Genomic DNA, 22,151 nt, shown 5'->3' on the forward strand with positions numbered 1-22,151 from the left:
AATTGGATGGCGGGAGCGCGCCCGCTCGAATTTCGACCTCTGAAGCTGTTGGGTATCCTGGTGCGCACGTAACGGCTAGGGGTCACGGGGTTTTTGGGATCTTGGCTTCGTAGGTTTCTTTATTTTTTCCCCACCAATCCGAAATTTCCTCAGTTCTCCAAAAATGAAAAGAATTGCCAGTCAGCGCGTTGATCTTCGATGTCGCCTTATATGCGACATTTATACTTGGATCGTTTAAGGATATTCGAACCAGGTCCGGGACTATTGTTTTATCGTCTTGTGGATAATTATCTATAGCGGCCTCTCTATCCCAGGTTAAATCACTATTCATGAATTTTTTTATAGATTCAGGCGTTTGTTTCTCTTTAAATGTTCTTGTAAGGTGCAGCCCGCCCTCAGTTTGCGAAACGACCATCATGGCATTGGCGTCAGCAATTTTTTGAAGTTCGCGGTTGCTGGCCTCTTGAACTCGCCCTTCTGCGATATTAACAAGGTAATTAAACGCATCTCTATCATCAGCGCGGGCCAGCAATACTTTGTTAGATAGTTTAGTTATTTGATTTATATCATCTATTTTTGTAGTTATTTCATTAGTTGCTGCCTTTACAGTTTCATCAGCTCTTTTAAAAATCTCATCTTTTATGATTGGCTGTATATCGTCAATTAGCTTATTTGTCCGTTCTTCGATAAGGTTTTTGACATTGTCATCTTCTAATTTAATGGCGGCAGTAACTTGAGCGCGTGTCTCCTCTATAATTATAGAAGAAAGCTCCTTCTCTGTCCGCTCTTTCACAGTATTATAAATAAGAGCAGCAATTTTTTCGCTCTCGAATTCTTTATTTAGCCGTTGTTTTATTTCCGACCTTACCTCCGTCAGGGCGAGTTCGACAGAGCCTTTCATTTCATTTCGTGCAGTATCAAAAGATATTTTCATGTCAGTTCGTGCTGACTCTACGGACGATTTTATGTCGCTCCTCATCTGGCTGATGGATGAAAACTGCGAATAACTAACTATCGCAACCATAAGTGTGATAAATAGAGAGGCATATTTGTAAAGATGGTTATAAAATTTCCTGTCATCCTCAATTTGCTTCTTGGCAAAATCAAAATATTTATTCTCTCGGTCAAGCTCCTCCCTGACCGCTTTTGTAACAGAGGCAGAATCGTCCTTTTTCTCTTTGTCGAACATTGAGGTAGTATTCCTACTTTGCAAGACGTCTACTTCCGGCGCGTTAGCCCACCAAATCCTTTGTCCCACAGCCAGGATTCACGAGACGGCCGGTTCGTAAGCGGTAGTCGGTCCATCTAATGCCATTAACAAGGACAAGTCCATTCGGTGCTTTAATCAAAGCGATCTGAACTTGCGCAATGGCTCAGACGCCAAATCTCCCCACAGCCGGCTCCTGGACGCATCCTGAAAATATTCCTATAACCCCCTCGCTCCCGCTGACGCAAGGGCGCGTTCCTCGGGTCGTGGAACGCGGGCGGGGCCGGCTCCGTCCGGGACGGCGACCCCCGTCCTTGGACAGGCGGCGCGTCGCCGGGCCGGCGTTTCTCTCCCGTCCATAGGGAGGGCGAGAGCCGTTCCGTGATCCCAGGCATTCGGAAGCGATCGGGTCTTGCACGTGAAAACCCTGGATTCGCGGGTCCGAAAGCGCCTCGGGACGTCGACGAGAAGGCGAAGCCGCGTTTCGGGACGCTCCGAAACCACGAATATCTCTTCGCGCTGCGGCCGAAAGGGGGAGGAGCGTCCCGAGCCGCCCCCTCCTTTCCCGCCGCTGCGAGGCGCCGGGCGCATCGGCGTGGGCGGATGATAATCCTATTTCGAAGCCGTCGCGCATGAGATAAAAGGGAAGGGCGTTTCCACCTCCCCCTCGAGGGGGGGACTCCCCACCGTTTGTAAAGCCCGATCATGGGCGGGGATTGGCGATTTTCGCGGGGAGACTTGGATTGAAGAGAGTCCGGGTCTGGAGCATGGCGCAGGCGACGGCGAGCAGGCGGTCGGCGACCGAGCGAAGGGCTCGTCCGTGACCATGGCCTCTGGCGCGCAGGGCGGCGTATTTGGCCCGGCTTCGTGGGTCGTGTTGCACGGCTGTGCGCGCCCAGTGATAGACGGCGTTGCGCAGTCGAACGTGCGCGGCTTGGCGCATCAGCACGATCTTGCTCTTCCCCGATCGTTTCGTGATCGGCGCGACGCCCGACAGGCAGCGCAGCGCATGGTAGTCTCGGCGTTGCAGAGCGTGCTGAGCTTCTGTGAGCAGCGTGGCGAGGACGATCCTTCCGACGCCGGGCAAGGATCGCAGGATCGTCACGTCGCGCGGCTCTTGTGTCTGCCCCTCGGCTGTGTCCTCGCCGCCGGCGAGCTTTTCGGTCAGGCGATCGAGGCGCTTGTCGGCCTCGCGGATCTGGCGATTGACGAGCGCGAGGCGCTGGGCGGCTCCTTCGATATGCCCGGTCACGGCGCTGACCGTGCCGGCCGCGACGGAGATGGCGGGCGCCCTCAGCCGCTCCAACGCCGCGGCGGCGGTAAGGCGACGGATACGGTGACGTTTGAGCAGACGCTCGACCGTCGCCTCGCGCACGCGCCTGGCCTTGTCGGGCGTCGGAACGAGACGCCACAGCTCGAGAACCCAATCGGCGGCGACGTCGTCGCAGAGTTCGAGAAGCTGCGGATAATAACGCCAGAGCAGCTCGCGGACTTGATTGGACAGACGGGTGCGTTCGACACGCAGCTCGTCGGCGATGCGCGACCATTCCCGCAGCTCGACGACCGTTGGATCGAGCGGCGCCAACAACCGGAAGCAGCGCCGATCGGTGCGCAACGCATCGGCGAGCGCCTCGGCGTCACGGCTGTCGTCCTTGGCGCCGGCGGGCGAGAAGCGGTCGCGGAAGCGATCGAGCTGCTTGGGATTGATGGCGTGAACGCGGAAGCCTCGCTCCATCAAGCTTTCCACGACGGGGCCATGCGGAACCTCGATGGCGATCATCACGGCCTCGGGCGGCGCGCCGGTGGACTCGAGAATCCAGTCGGCCATCTCCTTCAACCCTTCGCCGCCATGCTCGAAGGCGCGCTCGCCGATTTTGGCGCCTCTGGCGTCCGACAGGCGCACGTGGTGCGTTTGCGAAGCCCAGTCCACGCCGACGAACCAGTTATTCTCATCCTCCATGTCGAAGCCCCCCGTTGCCACGGAGCCGCCGCGATGTCAGCCGTTCCCTGTACTGGCGCTCGAAGGCGCGGACTCCCCACGGGGCATCCATCGCGGCCGCCCGCCGGGGCACAGGTCCCCCCCAGGTGTTCAGGACACAGGGGGCGATTGGTCGCTCCCGGCGGGTCGGCTCGATCCAGGAGAGTAGCTCGAACTCGGTCTTTCGGGCGCGCGCGGTCGGAAGCGCTTTGCTGCGCTACGCTCCGCGTCGCGCTCCCGACCGCGCGCTATTCGTCATGAACCTTGGAAACGGTACAGGGGGAGGTCGAGCGCCGAAGGCGATCGGGAGGGGGTGACGCCCCGAGTCTTTGCCGGTGAACTCCACCCCGGACCGCTTCGCGGTCCGACCCTCCCCCTGAAGGGGAGGGTGAAGCTGCGCCGCCGCGCCGCGCGTTGACTTCCTGGCCGCCAGCGCCTAAAAACGCGCCAATCTCGTCAGAGATGACCTATGACCCGCCCATTCGCCCAAGAGGCGTAGGGCCAACGTCCGGCAGCGCTGAGCGCCCCCGGGCGCGCTTTGCTTTGGACGGGCGCGTGGCGAATAGGCAGTAGCGAAGAGATCGAGCTTCGGCTCTACTCGCTACTTCCTATTCGCTACTCGCTCCCTGGGAGAACCGCATGTTCGAGGGCCTTTCCGACAAGCTCTCCGGCATATTCGACAAGCTCACGCGGCGCGGCGCCCTTTCGGAGGCCGATGTCGCCGAGGCTCTGCGCGAGGTGCGCCGCGCTCTGCTCGAGGCGGATGTCGCGCTCGACGTCGTGCGCACATTCACTGACAGCGTGCAGGCCAAGGCCGTCGGCGCCAATGTGGTGAAGTCGGTCTCGCCCGGCCAGATGGTCGTCAAGATCGTCAATGACGTGCTGGTCGAGACGCTGGGCTCCACCGCGCAGCCGATCGACCTCGACGCCGCGCCGCCGGTCGCCATCATGCTGGTCGGCCTGCAGGGCGCCGGCAAGACGACGACCACCGCCAAAATCGCCAAGCGCCTGACCGAGCGTCATGGCAAGCGCGTGCTGATGGCCTCGCTGGACGTGAAGCGTCCCGCCGCGCAGGAGCAGCTCGCCATTCTCGGCCGGCAGGTGAATGTCGACACTCTGGCGATCGTCCCCGGCCAGGACCCGGTGAAGATCGCCAAGCGCGCCGAGGAGACCGCGCGGCGCGAAGGCTATGATGTGGTGATGCTCGACACGGCGGGCCGCACGCATATCGACGAGCCGCTGATGGAGGAGATGGCGCAGATCAAGGCCGTCTCCAAGCCGCATGAGATATTGCTCGTCGTCGATGCGCTGACCGGTCAGGACGCGGTCAATCTCGCCAAGAATTTCGACGATCGCGTCGGGCTGACCGGCATTGTGCTGACGCGCGTCGACGGCGATGGCCGCGGCGGCGCGGCGCTCTCCATGCGCGCCGTCACCGGCAAGCCGATCAAGCTGATCGCCACCGGCGAGAAGATGGATGCGCTCGACGAATTCTCGCCGCAGCGCATCGCCAATCGTATTCTCGGCATGGGCGACATTGTCGCGCTGGTGGAGAAAGCCGCCGCCGCCGTCGATCAGGAACAGGCCGCCCGCGCCGCCGAGCGCATGGCGAAGGGCAAGTTCGATCTGCAGGATTTGGCCGATCAGCTGTCGATGATGGAAAAGGTCGGCGGCTTCGGCGGCATAATGGGGCTGCTGCCCGGCGTCGCCAAGATGAAGGAGCAGATCGCCTCCGCCAACATCGACGACAAAATGTTCAAGCGCCAGCGCGCCATCATTCTGTCGATGACGCCCAAGGAGCGGCGCAATCCCGACATTCTCAAAGCCTCGCGCAAGCGCCGCATCGCGGCGGGCTCCGGCGCGAAGGTGGAGGAGGTCAACAAGCTGCTGAAACAGCATCGCCAGATGGCCGATATGATGAAAGCCATGGGCGGCGGCAAGGGCGGCGGCATGATGGCCAAGGCCGCGCAGATGATGGGCATGGGCGGGATGCAGGCGCCTTCGCCCGAGCAGCTCGCGCAATTGCAGAAGAAAATGGGCGGCACCCTGCCGCCCGGCGCCGGCCCCAGCATTCCCGCTGCGCCGCCGGCTTCCGCATTCTCCGCCAAGCCGACGCTTCCGGGCCTCGGCGGCGGCGGAGGTTTCCTGAGCGGGTTGAATCCGTTCGGGAAGAAGAAATGAAACAGCGAGTAGCGAATAGCGAATAGTTCGCTCTCTCTACTCGCTACTCGCTCACACAAAGGAAGAACCAAATGTCCCTGAAGATCAGACTCTCCCGCGGCGGCGCCAAGAAGCGTCCCTTCTATCGCGTCGTCGTCGCCGATTCGCGCTCGCCCCGCGATGGCCGCTTCATCGAGCGTCTCGGCACTTTCGATCCGCTGAAGCCGAAGGACGCCGCCGATCGTCTCGTGCTCGACGCCGAGAAGGCGAAGGAGTGGATCGCCAAGGGCGCGCAGGCGACCGATCGCGTCGCCCGCCTGCTCGAGAGCGTCGGCGTCGGCAAGCGCGAGGCGCGCAGCAATCCGCAGAAGGCTCAGCCGAAGAAGAAGGCGCAGGAGCGCGCCGCCGCTGCGGCCGCCGCCGCCGAGGCCGCCTCGGCCTGATGACGCCGTCCTTGCGAGCGAAACGAAGCGACCTGGGGCCGCGCGGCGGCCTCTGGAGCGCTTCGCTCGTGCGGCGATGCGAGCCTGAAGGCTCGCGGTCCTCTGCGTGTCTTGGACCGCGAGCCTTCAGGCTCGCTCTCGTCCGCGCATGAAGAACGCCGTCCTGCTCGGCCGGCTCGGCGCCGCCCATGGCGTGCGCGGCGAAATCCGCCTGCAGAGCTTCACCGCCGATCCTTCGGCGATCTCGACCTACGGTCCCTTGTTCGACGCCGGCGGCGCGCGCCGTTTCGTCATCGCTTCGCTGCGGCCTCTGGGCAAGGACATGTTCGTCGCGCGTCTCGAGGGCGTGCGCGACCGCGAGGCGGCGGCGGCACTCACCGGCGTCGAGCTCTATCTTCCGCGCGCGGCGCTGCCGGAGCCGGAGGAAGACGAATTCTATCTCGCCGATCTCGAAGGTCTGCGCGCCGAGACGCGCGCCGGCGAGACGCTCGGCGTGGTGATCGCCGTGCGCAATTTCGGCGCGAGCGATCTGTTGGAAGTGCGCCCGCCCGCCGGCGGCGAGACGCTGCTCTTCCCCTTCACCAAGGCCGTGGTCCCCATCGTCGATGTGGCCGGCGGCCGCGTGGTGGTGGAGCCGCCGCTCGAGATAGAAGGCGATGGGCCCTCAAGGGAAGAGGGATAGCCGCCCTTATCGCGGCGGCTGCGCCACGAGCGGAAAATTTTCGGGGTGGCGAATGGAGTCGACATGCAGATCGACATCCAGCTCCGGCCAATAGAGATGATGCGGATTTAGCCGTTCCACCTCGAATATCTGCGAGACCGCGGCTGTGCGGAACCACGGAAACTGGTCGAAAGGCATGAAGAGCTGCTCATCGTCCAGCCGCAGCCAGACGCCGAGCTTCGTCACACCCGAGACTTCAACCGGGGAAGTGTCGACGCCAGGCATCTCTGATCTCCTTTTCATGGTCTCGGATCATGATCTCGATCTCCAGCAAGGCCTGAGCCGACAGCCCTTGATTGCGCGCGACCTCGATTTCCGGCTCCATCCAAAACTTGGCTTCGCCGTCTGGATGGTAGACATGAACATGCGCTCTCGGCTCTTCACGTGAGAAGAAATAGAAGCGGTATCCTCTTTGGCGAAACAGCGTCGGCGACATATCGGCCTCTCGCGGCGGTGCGCACGCGAACGAAACTCTAGCTCGTAACTATCGGAGGCGAAAGCGCGCCGCCTTTCCCGCCCCGCGCCTCCATGCCATAACCCGCCCCATGTGGCGCGCGACGATCCTTACACTCTTCCCGGAAATGTTCCCCGGCCCGCTCGGCCTGTCGCTCGCGGGCGACGGGCTTGCGCGCGGGCTCTGGTCGCTCGAGGCGCGCAATATTCGCGAGCATGGGCTCGGCCGTCATCGCGCCGTCGATGACACGCCCGCCGGCGGCGGTCCCGGCATGGTGATGCGCGCCGATGTTCTCGCCGCGGCGATCGACGCCGCCGCGCCCCAGGGCGATGCGCGACCGCGCCTCGTGATGAGTCCGCGCGGCGCGCCGCTCACGCAGAGCCGCGTGCGCGCGCTGGTCGAAGGCGAGGGCGCCGTCATCCTCTGCGGACGCTTCGAGGGCGTGGACGAGCGCATCATCGAAGCGCGCGCGCTGGAGGAGGTCTCGATCGGCGATTATGTGCTCTCGGGCGGCGAGATCGCGGCCATGGCGCTCGTCGACGCCTGCGTGCGGCTATTGCCGGGCATAATGGGCGAATCGGCCTCGGGCGAGGAGGAGAGCTTCGAGTCCGGTCTGCTCGAATATCCGCAATATACGCGGCCGCGCGATTTCGAGGGCCGCGCCATTCCCGACATTCTGCTCTGCGGCGATCACGCCAAGATCGCGAAATGGCGCCATGAGCGCGCGCTCGAGCTGACGCGCGCGCGGCGGCCGGATTTGTTGAACGATCGGGAGAGAGAGACGCGCGCCGAAAAGGGCGCGTCCACCTCCCCCTCGAGGGGGGAGGTCGAGCGCTGAAAGCGCTCGGGTGGGGGTGATTCCCCGAGTCTCGGCGGTTGCACCCCACTCCGTCCGGCTATCGCCGGCCGACCCTCCCCCTGAAGGGGAGGGTGAGGCTGCGCTCAAAGGCTTACGACATCACCACATTCACCGCGCTCTCGGGCAATTCCTTGCCGAAGCAGCGCTGGTAGAACTCGGCGACGAGCGGACGCTCGAGCTCGTCGCATTTGTTCAGGAAGGTGAGCCGGAAGGCGAAGCCGACATCGCCGAATATCTCGGAATTCTCCGCCCAGGTGATGACCGTGCGCGGGCTCATCACCGTGGAGAGATCGCCGGACATGAAGGCGTTGCGCGAGAGGTCGGCGACGCGCACCATCTTGTTGATGGCGTCGCGGCCTTCCTTGGTCGCGTTGAAGCTCTTCACCTTGGCGAGCACGATATTGGTCTCGGCGTCATGCGGCAGATAATTGAGCGTCGAAACGATGGACCAGCGGTCCATCTGGCCCTGATTGATCTGCTGCGTGCCGTGATAGAGGCCGGATGTGTCGCCGAGGCCGACCGTGTTGGCGGTGGCGAAGAGGCGGAAGGCGGGGTGCGGACGAATGACGCGGTTCTGATCGAGCAGCGTCAGCCGGCCGGAGACTTCCAGCACGCGCTGAATGACGAACATCACATCCGGGCGGCCGGCGTCATATTCGTCGAAGCACAGCGCGATATTGTGCTGGAGCGCCCAGGGCAGAATGCCGTCGCGGAACTCCGTCACCTGCTTGCCGTCCTTCAGCACGATCGCGTCCTTGCCGACGAGATCGATGCGCGAGACATGGCTGTCGAGATTGACGCGCACGCAAGGCCAGTTGAGCCGCGCGGCCACCTGCTCGATATGCGTCGATTTGCCGGTGCCGTGATAGCCCGTGACCATGACGCGGCGGTTGCGGGCGAAACCGGCGAGAATGGCGAGCGTCGTCTCGCGGTCGAAGAGATAGTCGGGATCCTTGTCCGGGACATGCTCGGTCCGCTCGGAATAGGCGGGAACCTCGAGATCGGAGTCGATGCCGAACAGCTGGCGCACGGAGACTTTGAGGTCCGGCAGGGGCGCGGACCCGGCCGCTTTGTCGCTTGGGGTTGACATTGATCCTCCGTTTCGCCGACGCGCGCTCGCGACATTCGCGCCGGCAAGGCCTGGTCAAACGCTTGTTCAAACGAGCTTGGCGGCCCGCAACGTCTTATATGCGTGAATGATCTCCCGCAGTCTTTCCTCGCAGGAGCGATCTCCGCCATTGGCGTCGGGATGGTGACGTTTGACGAGCTCCTTATAGCGCGTCTTTATCGCCTCCGCACCGGCGGTCTCATCCAATCCGAGCGCATTCAGCGCCTTGATCGTCACCGCCGAATAGCGCGGGCTCGCCTCCGCCTGCGGCCGGGCGCGATGCGCCCGCTGCCGGTAGAGGCCCATGGGATCGGCGAAATTCTCGGGCCGCAGCGGGTCCTCGCGAAAGGAGGCCTGGCCGCGCTTCACGCCCATGGACCAGGTGGGGCGATGGCCGGTGGTGGCGTCGTCCTTCAGATAGCGGGCGACGTCCTCGTCGCTCATTCCGTTGAAGTAATTGTATGAATTATTATATTCTCGCACGTGCTCCAAGCAGAAGCAGAAATATTGCCCCTCGCGCAGCCGTCCCATGGGCGCGCGATGGGCCCCCTCGGCCTCGCAGCCGGGCGCGTCGCAGCGAAAACGAGTCTCGCGGCGCTCCTGCCTCTGCTCGGGCTTCACGCGGATACGATCGAAGAGGGGCGAATTCAAATCCATGGCGCTGCATTATGGTAGACTGGCCGCAGGCTGCAAGCGGAACCCGTCGCCAATTTCGATCGGCGGGAATTTTGCTTGGAGTGGGGCGACGAGGAGGATTCCACTATGGCCGAGCAAGGCAATATCGGCGCCGTCCAGGCCCGCATCCGTTCGAAGCTGACCGAAGGGCTCGCGCCCGTCACCTTGAAGGTGATCGACGAGTCCGACAAGCACGCCGGGCACGGCGGCCATCATCAGGACGGCGAGAGCCATTTTCGCATAGAGGTGGTGAGCGAGGCTTTCGCCGGCAAGAAGCTGGTGGAGCGCCATCGCATCGTGAACACGCTGCTCGCCGAGGAGCTGGCGACCCGCGTCCACGCGCTGGCGATCACGGCGCGCGCGCCGCAGGAGTAAGGGGCGTTGGGCGCGCCTCGCCTCGCGATGGGGTTCGCCGTGGCCGTGTCCGGCTGCGCTGTCGCATTCGCGACGATGGCCGGCGCCGCAGCGTCCGACGCATGCGGAAATGTGGGAGACCGGCGGTTCGAGCGCAAGGCTGATCTGCCGAGGGGAGCGTTGGCGGCCCTCGGCGCCGCCATGGCGGAAAAGGGGGAGCCCGTCGGTGGATATCGCCAGCGTTCCCCCGCTGCCGCTCTATCGCTTTCTTCGCGCCGAGCAGCATGGCTGCAGCCTGCTGATCTCCTATGAGAGCGGCGGCCGCGCCTCTGGCCGCGACGTGGCGAAGCTCATTTTCGACGGCGCATCCTGGCGGCTGACCAATGAGATGACCTATCATGCGCCGCGGCGTTAGGTCTCTCGGCTCCGCTTGACGCGCGGCCCCTCCTGCGCGAATCTCGGTTTCGCCCAGGGGAGCCTCGCCGCCTGCGCGCTGCGGCGCGCGGCAAGAGGCTGAGAGGCCGGATGGCTGGAGACAGCGGCTCGGCGACCCTTCGAACCTGATCCAGTTCGCGCTGGCGTAGGGAGGCCGCATGTTCCTGATATTCCTCGGCCCTATCGGGCCGCATCGATGCTGATCGGCGTGATCGGCGCCGGCGTCGCCGGCCTGACCGCGGCTTTCGAGATCGCTCGCGCCGGCGCGTCCTTCGGCGCCGAGGTCGAGCTGGTGGAGAGAGCGGCGGGGCCGGGCCGCGGCTGCTCGCATTTCGCCGGTGGCATGATCGCGCCCTGGTGCGAATTGGAGAGCGCCGAGCCCATCGTCGCGACGCTCGGCGAGGAGGCGCTCGCCTTCTGGACCAAGGACATTCCCGTCGCGAAAATCGCGGGCAGCCTCGTCGTCGCGCCGCCGCGCGACCGCGCCGAGCTGACCGAATTCTCCCGCCGCACCCGCTGTTTCGAGCGGCTGGACGCCGATGGCCTCGCGGCGCTGGAGCCGGCGCTCGCCGGGCGATTCTCGGCCGGGCTCCATTTTCCGCAGGAGGCGCATCTCGAGCCGCGCGCAGCGATGGCGGCGCTGTTCGAACGTTTGCAGACAATGGACAATGTCCGCATCCGGCTCTGCGCCGATTCTGTCCCGCGGGCGGATTGGATCGTCGATTGCCGCGGCTTCGCCGCGCGCGGCGAGCTGGCGGAGCTGCGCGGCGTCAAGGGCGAGATGCTCGTGCTGCGCAGCGAGGAGATCGAATTGTCCCGTCCCGTCCGCATGCTGCATCCGCGCCATCCGGTCTATGTGGTGCCGCGCGGGCAGGGCGTGTTCATGGTCGGCGCGACGATGATCGAGAATGAGGAGCGCTCCCGCGTCACCGCGCGCTCCATCGTCGAGCTGGTCAATTCGGCCTTCGCCATTCATCCCGCTTTCGCCGAGGCGGAGATCGTCGAGACGGGCTCGGATGTGCGCCCCGCGTTCCCGGACAATCTGCCGCGCATTTCGCGCCAGGGCCGGACGCTCTCTATCAACGGGCTCTATCGGCATGGATTTTTGCTGGCGCCGGCGCTGGCGCGCCGTGTCGCGCGCTTCCTCTTCACGGGCGAGATCTTCCCGGAGGTCATGAATGCGAATCAGGGTGAATGGGCAGACGCTCGAGGTCGAGGCGCCGACATTGGAGCGCCTCATCGAGGAATTGGGCTTTAGCGAGCAGACCATCGCCACGGCGGTGAATCAGGAATTCGTGCGCAGCAAGGATCGCGGCGAGACGCTGCTGGTCGAGGACGATACGATCGAGATCGTCACGCCGCGGCAGGGAGGGTGAATATTCGGATGAGCAAGCCCGACGACCTCGTCGTCTATGATGCGAGACTATCCTCCCGCTTCCTGCTCGGCACGGCGCGCTATCCTTCGCCGGCGATACTCGCCGAGGCGATCCGCGCCGCGGGGGCGGAGATCGTCACCGTCTCGCTGCGGCGGGAGGCGGGAGGCTCGCGCGCGGGCGAGAGCTTTTGGCGGCTCATTCGCGAATTGGGCGTGCGCGTGCTGCCCAACACAGCCGGCTGCCGCACGGCCAAGGAGGCCGTCGCCACTGCCCAAATGGCGCGCGAGCTGTTCGGAACCAATTGGATCAAGCTCGAGGTCATCGGCGAGGAGGACACGCTGCAGCCGGACGTCTTCGGCCTGGTGGAGGCGGCGCGCATCCTCAGCGACGACGGCTTTTGCGTCTTTCCCTATACGACAGAGGATCTCGTCGTCGCGGAGCGGCTGCTGGACGCCGGCTGCCGCGTGCTGATGCCCTGGGCGGCGCCGATCGGCTCCGGCCGCGGGATCAACAATCTCTTCGGACTCCGGGCGTTGCGCGCGCATTTTCCCGATACGCCGCTCATCGTGGACGCCGGCCTCGGCGCGCCCTCGCAGGCGGCGGCGGTCATGGAGCTCGGCTTCGACGCCGCTCTGCTCAACACGGCGGTGGCGCGCGCCGGCGATCCGGTGGCCATGGCGCGGGCCTTTTCGCTCGCCATAGAGGCGGGCCGGGCGGCCTATCTCTCCGGCCTGATGGAGCCGCGCGACATGGCGTCGCCCTCGACGCCCGTGCTCGGCCGCGCCTTCGGCGATGGATTCGAGGCATGAGCGCGATTTTGCTCGACCCGTTTTATCTCATCGTCGATTCCGCCGATTGGCTGCCGCGGCTGCTGCCTTGCGGCGTGCGGCTCGTGCAATTGCGCGTCAAGGATCGTGAGGAGGCGGCGCTGCGCGCGGAGATCGCCCGCGCTCGCGACCTTTGCGCCGCCCATGGCGCGCAGCTCGTCGTCAATGATTATTGGCGGCTCGCCATCGAGCTTTCCTGCGATTTCGTGCATCTCGGCCAGAGCGATCTCGACACGGCCGATATCGCCGCGATCCGCGCCCATGGGATAAGGCTCGGCGTCAGCACGCATGACGAGGCGGAGCTGGAGCGGGCGTTGGCGCTCGCTCCCGATTATGTCGCGCTGGGGCCGATCTATCCCACCTTGCTGAAGCAAATGGCCTTCGCCCCGCAGGGGCTCGAGAAGATCGGCGTCTGGAAACGCCGCATCGGCGCGATTCCGCTGGTCGCCATCGGCGGGCTGACGCCGGAGCGCGCCCGCGCGGCGCTGGCGGCGGGGGCGGACAGCGCCTGCGTCGTCACCGATATATTGCGCGCCGCGGAGCCGGAAGCGCGCGCCCGCGAGTGGGTGGAGGCGACGGACGAAAAGCGTCTCACGACGCCCCGCCGATCGGCCACTCCCCTTTGAACACATTGCCCTGATTGTCGCGCGCCTCGACGCGCATCACCTTGGCGCCATTGGGCTTGTAGGCGAAGCGAAAGCTCGGATCCTCGGACAGGGAAATTCCGCCCTCCATGGAGAAGATCAGCGCATCGCCCTGACGCACTTCCACCTTGTCGACATAATGAGCCGGAATATAGGCTCGGGTGAGCGGGTCCATCTGCAATCCCGAATTATTGGGATGGCGAATCATGATCTGCGCCTCGCGCAGCGTGGGATTCTCGCTGGCGAATTCCCGATATTTCATTTTGCCGAGATTGGCGGAGGCCTCGTCCTGATCCTTGATCGCCGGAGCCGAGCAGCCGCCCGAGGCCTTCACGAATTTCACCACCGAATGCAGCGCGCCGTCGTTCGTTTGGCCGACGACATGCACATTGGTGTACGAGTTCACGCGCACGCGCGTCTCGATCTTCGTGACGCCGGCGCCCTCGCCGAAGGAGAAGGCCGCCGCCATGGGCATGGGATTCTCGTCGATGACCAGCGTCGCCGCGCGCAGGCCGGGCTCGAGCAGCGAGATGGTCATCGGCACGATGGCGGCGTCCTCGGCCCGCTTCGGCGCCTCCAGGGCCACCACGCCCTCATGCGACGTGATCGCGTGATCGTGGAAAATATCGGTGACGAGGCCCGGCCAGGGATCGATCTTCTGCTCCTGGGCCAGCGCCGCGCCGGCCGAAAGGCAGAGCGCCGCCACCATTGCGAGGGAGCGCGGGAGGGACCGTGAGCCGCGGGGCTCGCTCTCATTCGGCGATTTGCGGGCCTGAAGGCTCGCGGTCCAAGGGCTCATCTGCCTTCCTCCGGTATCTGTCGAAGCATAGCGCTGTGAGCGCGGCCGGCTCAAGGGGCCTCCCATTCCAGCTCGGCGAAGCCGGCCGTGGCGTTGCGCGTGTGATAATCCTCGAACAGCAGCCAATTGGGCTTTTCGCTGCGGCCGGCGGTCGTGACCGCGCGCGCGAGTGTCTCGCCTTTGGCGATGTCGGCGCGCAAATCGCGCGTGAGATGGTCGAAATAGGCCTTTTGCGCCTCCAGCGCCTGCGGCCAGGGAGCGACCGCCGGCCCATGGCCCGGCACGACTCGGACCGCCTCGATCTTTCGCAATTCCTCTATGACGGACAGAAAGCCCAAGAGGCTTCCGTCGACGATCGGCACATGCTGCAGAAACAAGAGATCGCCGGTAAAGAGCGTGCCGCTCTGCGGGTCGAGCACGGTGAGATCGGAATCGCTATGGGCGGTGCGCCAGGCTCTCAGCGTGATCGCGCGGCCCCCGAGATCGAGAATCGTCTCGCGCTCGACGGCGAGGGTCGGCGGAACCAGAATCACACCGTCGAGCAGGGCGCCCATCGCCTCGCGGAAAGACGAGAGATAATGCGGGCCGCGCGTCGCCATGGCGCGGGCGAGATTCTTGTGCCCGACGAAGACCGCTCCCGTGTCTCGAAAGGCAATATTCCCGAAAATATGATCGGGATGGACATGGGTGTCGATGACATAGCGGATCGGCTTGGTCGTGCGCTGCTGCAATGCAGCGAGGAAGGCCTCGCCCTCCGCGCGGCTGCCGCCCGTGTCGATGACGGCGACCGCCTCCGCGCCGACAATGGCGCCGAGATTGGCGATGCCGCCAGCGTTGTCGCGGGACATCAAGGCGGTCACCCCCTGATGAACGAATACTCCGGGCGCGATCTCCGTCAGCTCGAAGCTTTTCGCGCCGCTCGCGACGAGGCAGAGACATGTGATGGCGAGCGCTAGAATAGTGCGTTGCAGCATTGGTTTTTCAGCCTCGTTTTTCGCCAGTTTCACGCGCGAAATCAGGAAACTCGGGAATGGGATTTGGGGATTGCGCTTCAATTCTGTGCGACATATTATCCCGCCGTTTCCGACCTAAAAGAGGCTTTCCGGCCGGGAACCGGAGAGCATCTCGACGGAGGTTCGGGCGGGGCTGCGGGCGCGGCGTTTCCGCCTGATCGCCGTGGCAAAAAAACGGGGAAACGGCTTCCCAAAGCCTAGGGCGTCGGAAAGGCGCGATGTCGGCGGCGTGGCCGGGCCTTTTGCACGGTGATGTCGTCAGGAGGAAAAGCTCATGCATAAGCTGTTGTTGTCGACTTCGGTGGGGATCCTCGCGCTGCTCGGGGCCGGCGTGGCGAGCGCCGACGAGCTGCTCGATCTCCAGAAGAATCCGAAGGATTGGGTTTCGCCGACGGGCGACTACGCCAATCTGCGTCATTCCAAGCTGAAGCAGATCACCACCGAGAACGTCGGCAAGCTGGCTCCCGCTTGGAGCTTCTCGACCGGCGTGCTGCGCGGCCACGAAGGCGCGCCGCTCGTTCTCGGCGACGTGATGTATCTTCATACGCCGTTCCCCAACATCGTCTACGCCCTCGATCTCAACAACGAAGGCAAGATCCTCTGGAAGTATGAGCCCAAGCAGGATCCGAGCGTCGTTCCGGTCATGTGCTGCGACACGGTGAATCGCGGCCTCGCCTATGGCGACGGCAAGATCTTCCTGGCCCAGGCCGACACCACCCTCGTCGCTCTCGACGCCAAGACCGGCAAGCTCGTCTGGTCGGTGAAGAACGGCGATCCGTCCAAGGGCGCCACTTCGACCGCCGCTCCGCACGTCTTCAAGGACAAGGTCCTCGTCGGCATCGCCGGCGGCGAGTTCGGCGTGCGCGGCAGCATCACCGCTTATAACATCAAGGACGGCAGCCTCGCGTGGCGCGGCTATTCGGAAGGCCCGGACTCCGAGGTGCTGCTCGACCCCGAGAAGACCACCTTCCTCGGCAAGCCGGTCGGCAAGGATTCGTCTCTGAAGACCTGGGAAGGCGATCAGTGGCAGATCGGCGGCGGCACCACCTGGGGCTGGTATTCCTATGATCCCGAGCTGAACCTCATCTACTACGGCTCCGGCAACCCCTCCACCTGGAACCCGTCGCAGCGTCCGGGCGACAATCGCTGGTCCATGACCCTGTGGGCGCGCGATCTCAACACCGGCGTCGCCAAATGGGTCTATCAGATGACCCCCCATGACGAGTGGGACTATGACGGCATCAACGAGGTGATCCTCGCCGATCAGACCATCAATGGTCAGCCGCGCAAGACCGCCGTGCACTTCGATCGTAACGGCTTCGGCTACACGCTCGATCGCGTCACCGGCGAGCTGCTCGTCGCCGAGAAGTATGACCCGGCCGTCAACTGGGCGTCCAAGGTCGATCAGGACAAGAACTCGCCGACCTATGGCCGTCCGCTCGTCGTCTCGAAATATTCGACGCAGCAGAACGGCGAGGACGTCAACACCAAGGGCGTCTGCCCGGCGGCTCTCGGCTCCAAGGACATGCAGCCCGCGTCCTTCAACCCGGACACCGGCCTGTTCTATGTGCCGACCAACCACGTCTGCATGGACTATGAGCCTTTCCGCGTCAGCTACACCGCGGGTCAGCCCTATGTCGGCGCGACGCTGGAAATGTTCCCGCCGCCCGGCGAAAGCCACATGGGCAATTTCATCGCTTGGGACGCCCGCGTCGGCAAGATCGTCTGGTCCAACAAGGAGCAGTTCTCGGTCTGGTCCGGCACGGTCACCACGGCCGGCGGTCTCGCCTTCTACGGCACGCTCGAGGGCTATCTGAAGGCCGTCGACGTCAAGACCGGCAAGGAGCTCTACAAGTACAAGACTCCGTCGGGCATCATCGGCAACGTGATCACCTATGAGCACAAGGGCAAGCAGTATGTCGCGGTTCTGTCCGGCGTCGGCGGTTGGGCCGGCATCGGTCTCGCGGCCGGCCTGTCCAAGAGCAATGAAGGCCTCGGCGCGGTCGGCGGCTATAAGGCGCTGTCCGACTACACCGCTCTCGGCGGCGTGCTGACCGTCTTCTCGCTGCCCGACTACGCTCTGCCGATCGTCGCTCCGGCGAACTGATAGGCCAATAAAAAGATCAGCGCTCGGCGTACGCTCCTGGCGCGCGCCGAGCGCGTTGTTTGTGTGGATGGAAACTGCTGGAGGATGGAGTAATGAGACTGCCGCTCGTCGGGGCCCTTGCCCTGAGCGTCTTCATGGGTGTTGGAACGACCGCGCGCGCCGAAGCGCCGGGAGACCCGACTGCTGTCAAGGAAGTGGACGGCAAGTGGTTCGACGCGCAGGGCAAGCCGACCTATAAGGTGCAGGCGGACGGCACGGTCGATTGGTACACCTTCTCCGGCTATCGCCGCTATCACGCCGAATGCCACGTCTGCCACGGCCCCAACGCCGAAGGCTCGACCTATGCGCCGGCGCTGAAGAATTCGGTCAAGAACTTCAATTACGAGGAGTTCTACGGCATCGTCGTCGGCGGTCGCGAGAACAAGCAGGCGGGCAATGACAGCGTCATGCCGGCTTTCGCCGAGAACAAGAACGCCATGTGCTATATCGACGACCTCTATATCTATCTCCGCGCCCGCTCGACCGAGGCGGTCGGCCGTGGCCGCCCGGAGAAGAAGGCGGAGAAGCCCCCGGCTTTCGCCGAGGCCGAAGCGAAGTGCATGAGCGCCAAATAGTGATCGCGCGTCAGTCGAGGCTTCGCACGCCGGCTGGCGGCGGAACCGGCCGAGGGCTCGTCATGTCGCGTCGTCTCGCTTTTTCCCTGGTCGCCGTCGCGGGCCTGCTCGCGACGGCCCCGGCGCATGCGCAATCGCCGGGCCTCGTCGCCCGTCCCCAAGGGGGCGTCGACGACGCGCGCGGCTCGATCGAGCTGATCGACCCCAAGGTTCTGCGCGTCTGCGCCGATCCCAGCAATCTTCCCTTCTCCAACAGCGCCGGAGAAGGCTTCGAGAACAAGCTCGCAGAGCTTCTGGCCAAGAAGCTCGGCAAGGATATCGCCTATTCCTATTATCCGGGCGCGACCGGCTTCATCCGCAACACGCTCAATGCGCATTTGTGCGATGTGGTGATGGGAATGCCGCAGGGCGACGATCTCGTTCAGCCCACCAACCCCTATTATCGGACCTCCTATGCGGCGGTCTATCGCGCCGGCTCCGATCTCGAGGGGCTGACCTCGCTCGCCGATCCGCGCCTCGCGCAGAACAAGCGCATCGGCCTCGTCGCCAACACGCCGCCGGGCAATCTCCTGGCCCGCTATCGGCTGCTCGCGGCGGTGAAGCCCTATCCGCTGGTCGTCGACACGCGCGTCGATGCGCCCGGCGCCGATATGATCCATGATCTCGAGAATGGCGCGATCGACGTCGCTATTCTCTGGGGGCCTTTCGCCGGCTATCATGCGAAAAAGTCCGGGGGTCGGCTGAAGCTGGCCCTGCTCACCGGGGACAAGGGCGCGCGCATGAGCTTCCGCATCGCCATGGGGGTTCGCCATTCCGATCAGGAGTGGAAGCGCGAGCTCAATCGGCTCATCGCGCAAAATCAGGGCGAGATCGACCGATTGCTCGCCGATTTCGGCGTGCCGCTGATCGACGAATCCGACGCGCCGATCGCGCCGGCGCCCACCGCGTCCACGCCATGACGCGCTGGCTCGGCCTCGCGCTCGGCCTTGTCTTTCTCGTCTCGGCGCCCGCCGTCGCCGAGACCGTTTCCGAGCCGGAGGGCTATCGCCTCTCTGATTTTCGCGCCGCCGTGCCCGCCACTCTGCGCGGCGCGCGCGTGATCGACGCGGAGCAGGCCTTCGCCCTATGGCGCGACAAGTCCGCCGCCTTCGTCGACGTCCTGCCGCGCCCGCCGAGGCCCGCCGGCCTGCCGCCCGACGCCGTCTGGCGCGACAAGCCGCGTTTCGACATTCCGGGCAGCGTCTGGCTTCCCGAGACCGGCTATGGCGAATTGCCGGAGGCCTCGCTCCGCTATTTCGAAAACGGCCTCGCGCGCGCGAGCGCTCGGGACAAGAGCCATCCGCTGGTTTTCTACTGCCTCGCCAATTGCTGGATGTCTTGGAACGCCGCCAAGCGCGCCTTGGCGCTCGGCTATTCCAACGTGTCCTGGTTTTCGCAGGGAACGGATGGCTGGGCCGCCGCCGGCCATCCTCTGGAGCCCCGCGAGCCCGAGCCGCGCGACGAGCGCTGAACTGGCCGGTCAGTCCGTCTTCTTCGACAGCGACCACACCGCCGCGATGAAAAAGCCCTTGCAGAGAGGCAGCAGCAGCAGCGTCGAGACGATGGTCGCGGACAGCACCAGCGCCGCCTCCGCGCCATAGGACAGCGTTGCGCGCGTCTCCAGAAAGATCAGCAGCGGAACGATGATATGGGCGACGACGCCGATGGTGAGCCAGGCAGGGCCATCGTCGGCGTCGACGCCGATGAAGCTCTCCGCGCAATGCGGGCAGGCGTCGGCGCGTTTCAGATAGCCGTCGAAGAGCGCGCCGGTCCCGCAGCGCGGGCATTTGCGCAAAAAGCCGCGCAGCAGCGCAGTGGTCGTCGAGGGTCGGGCGATCGTCATCGGCGTCATGGGATCACTGCTTTTCCGCCCCGGGCGTCACGCCGAGCTCGGCGAGGCTGAAGGCGAGCTCGGGCGCGAGCATGGGCTCGAGGCGCGCGGCGCCGGCGAGCTCGACGATCTCGCCATAGCCGGCCGCGCCCAGCCGGCGATGGATGAAGGTCACGGCCCGAACGGCGTCGACGACCCAGACCTCGCGCACGCCGAACGCCGCATAGACGCCGATCTTGCGGCCCTTGTCATAGGCGAGGCTCGAATCGGCGATCTCGATCGCCAGCAGAACCGCCGGCCCATCGAGGGCGGCGAGCGGCAGATCGCGCGGAAAAACGCAGAAATCCGGCTCGACGAAAGTGCGCGCGTCGAGGCGCAGCGTGGTTTCCTGGGCGACTTCCAAATGCGGCGGAGCCGCGCGCTGCAAGAAACGATTGACCGCGATCTTCACCCATTCGTGTCTGGCCCCCTTGGGCGACATCGGCACGACCTCCCCGCCGATCAGCTCGAACCGCTCGTCGTCATCGATGATGCCGGCGCGGAGCATTTCCTCGATTTCCGCCACGCTCCAGCAGCGCCGGGGGAGTCCCTCGGCGGCCTGAGTCTCGAGCGGAAGGCCGATCGGGCGCAGATGCGGGTTCATGCAACGCAATATAGCGCAATCCGGGCGGGATTTCGCCTTTCAATATTGCCCGGCGAGCGAGGCCTCCAGCAATTCCGCCTCCGCCGCCGACAGGCCGAAGAGATCGTAGATCAACGCATCGATCTCTTTCTCCCGGCCCTCGATCTCGGCGGCGCGGCGCCCGGCCGCGTCGGGCTCGGCTGCGGCGACGCAATTGGCGCGCGCCAGCGCCACGAGCCGTTCCGCGACTGGGGAGGCGAGGTCGGGCAGCGGCAGCGGCTCCAAATATTGCGCCTTCAGCCGCAGCCGCCATTTGCCGCCGCGCAGCGGATTGGACACGGCATGCAGCACGAACCAGCAGAGCCGCGAATTGAGAAAGGCGAGCAGAGCGAGATCGGCGCAAGGCAGGCAGAAGCAGGTCGCGTCGATGAGGCCGCCGCTTTCGTCGAGCGCGAATTTCGGCCCTTGCGAAATATCTGGAAACACGATCTTGGGCGCCGCGAAGCCGGCGCGATAGGCGAGCTGCGCCTGTTGCAGCTCGAACCATTTTTGTCGCGTGGCGCGACGCTCCAGCCGCTCGCGCAGCGGCGCGAGCCATGCCGCCACGGCCGGATATTCGGCGATGTCGAAAGCGCCTTTCGGCGCATCGACGAGCCAGTCCTCGCGCGCGGCGCGCCAGCGTCCGATGCTTCCCCCGCGACAATAGGGCTTCAAAATCTCGGCGCTGCGCGGATCGGCGGCGACGAGCGCGTCGCGCGTCGCGCCGTCGATGACAAAAGCGTCGTTGAGTCCCGTCTTGATCCCCCAGAGCGGCGCGCCATAGGTCTCTCGCAGCGTCTTACGGCCCTGCGCGATCTTGTCGCGCAGTCGCGCCAGCGCCTCCACTTCGAAGCGCCAGAAGGCGGCGCCGAGCCGCGCCTGCGGCATTGGCCGCGCATTCTCCGCAAACTCCGCCTCGAGGTCCTTCGGCGCGCGATCCTTCAACAGAAGAAAGGAGAGATCGCCGCGATCTGCGCTCTTCTTCAGCGTCACGATCGCCGGATAGGTGACGACATCATCGAAGACGCGCACATCGCCGAAATCGACGACGCTTTCGACCGTCGCATTCTCGGCGAGGAAGCGGCGCAAGCTCTCGCCCGCGCCGGTGCGAAAGAAGCTCGACGAGGAGATGAAGCCCAGCCGTCCGCCCTCTCTCAGCAATCGCACGCCCTTCTCGTAGAAATAGGCGTAGAGATCGGCGCGCTCTGCGGCGACGGCGTAATGTTTCGTGAGATAGGGTTTCGCCGCTTTGAGATATTCCATCCGCACATAGGGCGGATTGCCGATGACGACATCGAAGCCGCCGCGCGTCGCACTATCGTCGATGAGGCTGTCGCCGATGCGCAAATTGTCGTCAGTCGCCGCCTCGGACCGCGAGCCTTCAGGCTCGCTCGTCGCGGCGATCTGCTGGCGTCGGCTCCACAGCGCGCGGCGCGCGGCCTCCACTGCGCGCGCATCTATGTCCATGCCGAAGAGATTATTGGCGACCGTTTCGCGCGCCGCATCGAGCGCGATCATCGCGCCGAGCGCAGTCTCCTCATAGCGTCGCGCCATTTCGTCGAAGGCGGCGTCGAGAAGCGCGCCATCGCCGCAGGCGGGATCGATGATCTTGAAGGACCGCAGAGCGTCGAGCCATGCGCGCCAAAAGGCACGCGTCTCGCATCCGCCATGCTGCGCGAGGAGCGTCGCGCGTCGCTCGTCGAGCGACAGCGCAATGGTTCGGGCGACGAGAAAACGGGCGATGGGAGCAGGCGTGTAGACGACGCCGCGGCGCTTGCGCGTATTGGCCGCAACGGGCTCATCCATGACGAGAGCAAATATCGACGAGCGACGGCGGCATTCGTGC

The 22,151-nt window shown here is 64.6% G+C and carries 25 protein-coding genes and 1 riboswitch; of the genes, 14 read left to right on the forward strand and 11 right to left on the reverse strand.

Translation table 11 applies throughout. From position 1 onward, the window contains the following. Positions 1–82 precede the first annotated feature (82 nt). Together METLW4_RS27920 and METLW4_RS27120 are read right to left on the reverse strand one after the other, a co-directional pair. The gene (locus METLW4_RS27920) at positions 83–1,189 is read right to left on the reverse strand and encodes a hypothetical protein (RefSeq protein ID WP_157235246.1); all 1,107 of its coding nucleotides are present in this window, start codon (positions 1,187–1,189) and stop codon (positions 83–85) included. 721 nt (positions 1,190–1,910) lie between these two features. Continuing rightward, positions 1,911–3,167 (reverse strand): IS110 family transposase, encoded by a 1,257-nt coding sequence (locus tag METLW4_RS27120; RefSeq protein WP_018267768.1) that lies wholly within the window; start codon positions 3,165–3,167, stop codon positions 1,911–1,913. A 657-nt stretch (positions 3,168–3,824) separates the two neighbouring features. Between METLW4_RS27120 and ffh the strand changes: the two genes are divergently transcribed. The 3 genes from ffh to rimM all read left to right on the forward strand — a co-directional run bounded on the left by ffh (position 3,825) and on the right by rimM (position 6,470). Then, positions 3,825–5,366, forward strand: coding sequence for a signal recognition particle protein (gene ffh / locus METLW4_RS0118730; protein ID WP_018267769.1), 1,542 nt, complete (start codon positions 3,825–3,827; stop codon positions 5,364–5,366). Positions 5,367–5,437: 71 nt separating this feature from the next. Further along, entirely contained in the window at positions 5,438–5,788 is a 351-nt protein-coding gene (rpsP, locus tag METLW4_RS0118735) for a 30S ribosomal protein S16 (protein ID WP_018267770.1), read from the forward strand. A 148-nt stretch (positions 5,789–5,936) separates the two neighbouring features. Further along, positions 5,937–6,470, forward strand: a complete 534-nt coding sequence (gene rimM / locus METLW4_RS0118740) for a ribosome maturation factor RimM (RefSeq protein WP_018267771.1) — start codon at positions 5,937–5,939, stop codon at positions 6,468–6,470. 6 nt (positions 6,471–6,476) lie between these two features. Here the strand turns inward: rimM and METLW4_RS0118745 are convergent, their stop codons facing one another. Together METLW4_RS0118745 and METLW4_RS0118750 are read right to left on the reverse strand one after the other, a co-directional pair. Then, on the reverse strand, positions 6,477–6,734 hold the full coding sequence (locus METLW4_RS0118745) for a DUF2442 domain-containing protein (RefSeq protein WP_026191625.1): 258 nt from the start codon (positions 6,732–6,734) through the stop codon (positions 6,477–6,479). Then, a complete protein-coding gene (locus tag METLW4_RS0118750; RefSeq protein ID WP_018267773.1) occupies positions 6,706–6,945 on the reverse strand; it encodes a DUF4160 domain-containing protein in 240 nt (79 codons plus the stop codon). The genes METLW4_RS0118745 and METLW4_RS0118750 overlap by 29 nt, the downstream gene beginning before the upstream one ends. Before the next feature lie 109 nt (positions 6,946–7,054). On the opposite strand from METLW4_RS0118750, the gene trmD reads away from it, so the two are divergent. Further along, the gene (trmD, locus tag METLW4_RS25380; RefSeq protein ID WP_051079648.1) at positions 7,055–7,801 is read left to right on the forward strand and encodes a tRNA (guanosine(37)-N1)-methyltransferase TrmD; all 747 of its coding nucleotides are present in this window, start codon (positions 7,055–7,057) and stop codon (positions 7,799–7,801) included. 112 nt (positions 7,802–7,913) lie between these two features. Here trmD and cobS read toward each other — a convergent pair whose 3' ends face one another. Together cobS and METLW4_RS0118765 are read right to left on the reverse strand one after the other, a co-directional pair. Continuing rightward, on the reverse strand, positions 7,914–8,912 hold the full coding sequence (gene cobS, locus METLW4_RS0118760; protein WP_018267775.1) for a cobaltochelatase subunit CobS: 999 nt from the start codon (positions 8,910–8,912) through the stop codon (positions 7,914–7,916). 66 nt (positions 8,913–8,978) lie between these two features. After that, complete coding sequence (locus METLW4_RS0118765) at positions 8,979–9,587, reverse strand: J domain-containing protein (protein WP_018267776.1); 609 nt, start codon at positions 9,585–9,587, stop codon at positions 8,979–8,981. A gap of 105 nt (positions 9,588–9,692) precedes the next feature. On the opposite strand from METLW4_RS0118765, the gene METLW4_RS0118770 reads away from it, so the two are divergent. The 6 genes from METLW4_RS0118770 (at position 9,693) to METLW4_RS0118795 (ending at position 13,223) form a co-directional block, all read left to right on the forward strand. Next, positions 9,693–9,980 (forward strand): BolA family protein, encoded by a 288-nt coding sequence (locus tag METLW4_RS0118770; RefSeq protein ID WP_020493757.1) that lies wholly within the window; start codon positions 9,693–9,695, stop codon positions 9,978–9,980. 205 nt (positions 9,981–10,185) lie between these two features. After that, positions 10,186–10,374, forward strand: coding sequence for a hypothetical protein (locus METLW4_RS0118775; RefSeq protein WP_018267778.1), 189 nt, complete (start codon positions 10,186–10,188; stop codon positions 10,372–10,374). A gap of 45 nt (positions 10,375–10,419) precedes the next feature. Further along, positions 10,420–10,563, forward strand: a riboswitch (TPP riboswitch). Positions 10,564–10,590: 27 nt separating this feature from the next. Continuing rightward, a complete protein-coding gene (locus METLW4_RS0118780; RefSeq protein ID WP_018267779.1) occupies positions 10,591–11,652 on the forward strand; it encodes an FAD-dependent oxidoreductase in 1,062 nt (353 codons plus the stop codon). Continuing rightward, the gene (thiS, locus tag METLW4_RS0118785) at positions 11,621–11,770 is read left to right on the forward strand and encodes a sulfur carrier protein ThiS (RefSeq protein ID WP_018267780.1); all 150 of its coding nucleotides are present in this window, start codon (positions 11,621–11,623) and stop codon (positions 11,768–11,770) included. The genes METLW4_RS0118780 and thiS overlap by 32 nt, the downstream gene beginning before the upstream one ends. An 8-nt stretch (positions 11,771–11,778) precedes the next feature. Continuing rightward, positions 11,779–12,579 (forward strand): thiazole synthase, encoded by an 801-nt coding sequence (locus METLW4_RS0118790; RefSeq protein ID WP_018267781.1) that lies wholly within the window; start codon positions 11,779–11,781, stop codon positions 12,577–12,579. Next, positions 12,576–13,223: a thiamine phosphate synthase gene (locus METLW4_RS0118795; RefSeq protein WP_018267782.1), complete on the forward strand. Its 648-nt coding sequence runs from the start codon at positions 12,576–12,578 to the stop codon at positions 13,221–13,223. Before METLW4_RS0118790 ends, METLW4_RS0118795 begins: the two co-directional genes overlap by 4 nt. Here METLW4_RS0118795 and METLW4_RS0118800 read toward each other — a convergent pair. Together METLW4_RS0118800 and METLW4_RS0118805 are read right to left on the reverse strand one after the other, a co-directional pair. Beyond that, a complete protein-coding gene (locus METLW4_RS0118800; RefSeq protein WP_018267783.1) occupies positions 13,189–13,950 on the reverse strand; it encodes a quinoprotein dehydrogenase-associated SoxYZ-like carrier in 762 nt (253 codons plus the stop codon). The genes METLW4_RS0118795 and METLW4_RS0118800 overlap by 35 nt on opposite strands. Positions 13,951–14,090: 140 nt before the next feature. Beyond that, positions 14,091–15,014 (reverse strand): quinoprotein relay system zinc metallohydrolase 2, encoded by a 924-nt coding sequence (locus METLW4_RS0118805; RefSeq protein ID WP_018267784.1) that lies wholly within the window; start codon positions 15,012–15,014, stop codon positions 14,091–14,093. 313 nt (positions 15,015–15,327) lie between these two features. On the opposite strand from METLW4_RS0118805, the gene xoxF5 reads away from it, so the two are divergent. The 4 genes from xoxF5 (at position 15,328) to METLW4_RS0118825 (ending at position 19,284) form a co-directional block, all read left to right on the forward strand. Further along, positions 15,328–17,160 carry a lanthanide-dependent methanol dehydrogenase XoxF5 gene (xoxF5, locus tag METLW4_RS0118810; protein WP_018267785.1) on the forward strand — a complete coding sequence of 611 codons (1,833 nt, stop codon included), beginning with the start codon at positions 15,328–15,330 and terminating at the stop codon, positions 17,158–17,160. Between the two features lie 134 nt (positions 17,161–17,294). After that, complete coding sequence (locus METLW4_RS0118815; protein ID WP_026191627.1) at positions 17,295–17,774, forward strand: c-type cytochrome, methanol metabolism-related; 480 nt, start codon at positions 17,295–17,297, stop codon at positions 17,772–17,774. Between the two features lie 62 nt (positions 17,775–17,836). After that, positions 17,837–18,733 (forward strand): substrate-binding domain-containing protein, encoded by an 897-nt coding sequence (locus METLW4_RS0118820; protein WP_018267787.1) that lies wholly within the window; start codon positions 17,837–17,839, stop codon positions 18,731–18,733. Beyond that, positions 18,730–19,284 (forward strand): PQQ-dependent catabolism-associated CXXCW motif protein, encoded by a 555-nt coding sequence (locus tag METLW4_RS0118825; RefSeq protein ID WP_018267788.1) that lies wholly within the window; start codon positions 18,730–18,732, stop codon positions 19,282–19,284. The genes METLW4_RS0118820 and METLW4_RS0118825 overlap by 4 nt, the downstream gene beginning before the upstream one ends. A gap of 9 nt (positions 19,285–19,293) precedes the next feature. Here METLW4_RS0118825 and METLW4_RS0118830 read toward each other — a convergent pair whose 3' ends face one another. Genes METLW4_RS0118830 through METLW4_RS0118840 form a run of 3 tightly spaced genes read right to left on the reverse strand, consistent with a single transcriptional unit; the run spans position 19,294 to position 22,111 of the window. Beyond that, entirely contained in the window at positions 19,294–19,665 is a 372-nt protein-coding gene (locus METLW4_RS0118830; RefSeq protein ID WP_018267789.1) for a DUF983 domain-containing protein, read from the reverse strand. 4 nt (positions 19,666–19,669) lie between these two features. Further along, positions 19,670–20,287 (reverse strand): Uma2 family endonuclease, encoded by a 618-nt coding sequence (locus METLW4_RS0118835; protein ID WP_018267790.1) that lies wholly within the window; start codon positions 20,285–20,287, stop codon positions 19,670–19,672. 39 nt (positions 20,288–20,326) lie between these two features. Then, positions 20,327–22,111, reverse strand: coding sequence for an Eco57I restriction-modification methylase domain-containing protein (locus METLW4_RS0118840; protein ID WP_018267791.1), 1,785 nt, complete (start codon positions 22,109–22,111; stop codon positions 20,327–20,329). Between the last annotated feature and the right edge of the window lie 40 nt (positions 22,112–22,151).

Origin of the sequence: Methylosinus sp. LW4, assembly GCF_000379125.1 — a bacterium.
In the GTDB taxonomy this organism is placed as follows: domain Bacteria; phylum Pseudomonadota; class Alphaproteobacteria; order Rhizobiales; family Beijerinckiaceae; genus Methylosinus.

Excerpts from the sequence above, each read along its gene's own strand:
- METLW4_RS27920 (WP_157235246.1), bottom strand. The coding sequence starts at position 1,189 with ATGTTCGACAAAGAGAAAAAGGACGATTCTGCCTCTGTTACAAAAGCG.
- METLW4_RS27120 (WP_018267768.1), bottom strand. The coding sequence starts at position 3,167 with ATGGAGGATGAGAATAACTGGTTCGTCGGCGTGGACTGGGCTTCGCAA.
- ffh (WP_018267769.1), top strand. The coding sequence starts at position 3,825 with ATGTTCGAGGGCCTTTCCGACAAGCTCTCCGGCATATTCGACAAGCTC.
- rpsP (WP_018267770.1), top strand. The coding sequence starts at position 5,438 with ATGTCCCTGAAGATCAGACTCTCCCGCGGCGGCGCCAAGAAGCGTCCC.
- rimM (WP_018267771.1), top strand. The coding sequence starts at position 5,937 with ATGAAGAACGCCGTCCTGCTCGGCCGGCTCGGCGCCGCCCATGGCGTG.
- METLW4_RS0118745 (WP_026191625.1), bottom strand. The coding sequence starts at position 6,734 with ATGCCTGGCGTCGACACTTCCCCGGTTGAAGTCTCGGGTGTGACGAAG.
- METLW4_RS0118750 (WP_018267773.1), bottom strand. The coding sequence starts at position 6,945 with ATGTCGCCGACGCTGTTTCGCCAAAGAGGATACCGCTTCTATTTCTTC.
- trmD (WP_051079648.1), top strand. The coding sequence starts at position 7,055 with ATGTGGCGCGCGACGATCCTTACACTCTTCCCGGAAATGTTCCCCGGC.
- cobS (WP_018267775.1), bottom strand. The coding sequence starts at position 8,912 with ATGTCAACCCCAAGCGACAAAGCGGCCGGGTCCGCGCCCCTGCCGGAC.
- METLW4_RS0118765 (WP_018267776.1), bottom strand. The coding sequence starts at position 9,587 with ATGGATTTGAATTCGCCCCTCTTCGATCGTATCCGCGTGAAGCCCGAG.
- METLW4_RS0118770 (WP_020493757.1), top strand. The coding sequence starts at position 9,693 with ATGGCCGAGCAAGGCAATATCGGCGCCGTCCAGGCCCGCATCCGTTCG.
- METLW4_RS0118780 (WP_018267779.1), top strand. The coding sequence starts at position 10,591 with ATGCTGATCGGCGTGATCGGCGCCGGCGTCGCCGGCCTGACCGCGGCT.
- METLW4_RS0118790 (WP_018267781.1), top strand. The coding sequence starts at position 11,779 with ATGAGCAAGCCCGACGACCTCGTCGTCTATGATGCGAGACTATCCTCC.
- METLW4_RS0118795 (WP_018267782.1), top strand. The coding sequence starts at position 12,576 with ATGAGCGCGATTTTGCTCGACCCGTTTTATCTCATCGTCGATTCCGCC.
- METLW4_RS0118800 (WP_018267783.1), bottom strand. The coding sequence starts at position 13,950 with ATGGTGGCGGCGCTCTGCCTTTCGGCCGGCGCGGCGCTGGCCCAGGAG.
- METLW4_RS0118805 (WP_018267784.1), bottom strand. The coding sequence starts at position 15,014 with ATGCTGCAACGCACTATTCTAGCGCTCGCCATCACATGTCTCTGCCTC.
- xoxF5 (WP_018267785.1), top strand. The coding sequence starts at position 15,328 with ATGCATAAGCTGTTGTTGTCGACTTCGGTGGGGATCCTCGCGCTGCTC.
- METLW4_RS0118815 (WP_026191627.1), top strand. The coding sequence starts at position 17,295 with ATGGGTGTTGGAACGACCGCGCGCGCCGAAGCGCCGGGAGACCCGACT.
- METLW4_RS0118820 (WP_018267787.1), top strand. The coding sequence starts at position 17,837 with ATGTCGCGTCGTCTCGCTTTTTCCCTGGTCGCCGTCGCGGGCCTGCTC.
- METLW4_RS0118825 (WP_018267788.1), top strand. The coding sequence starts at position 18,730 with ATGACGCGCTGGCTCGGCCTCGCGCTCGGCCTTGTCTTTCTCGTCTCG.
- METLW4_RS0118830 (WP_018267789.1), bottom strand. The coding sequence starts at position 19,665 with ATGACGCCGATGACGATCGCCCGACCCTCGACGACCACTGCGCTGCTG.
- METLW4_RS0118835 (WP_018267790.1), bottom strand. The coding sequence starts at position 20,287 with ATGAACCCGCATCTGCGCCCGATCGGCCTTCCGCTCGAGACTCAGGCC.
- METLW4_RS0118840 (WP_018267791.1), bottom strand. The coding sequence starts at position 22,111 with ATGGATGAGCCCGTTGCGGCCAATACGCGCAAGCGCCGCGGCGTCGTC.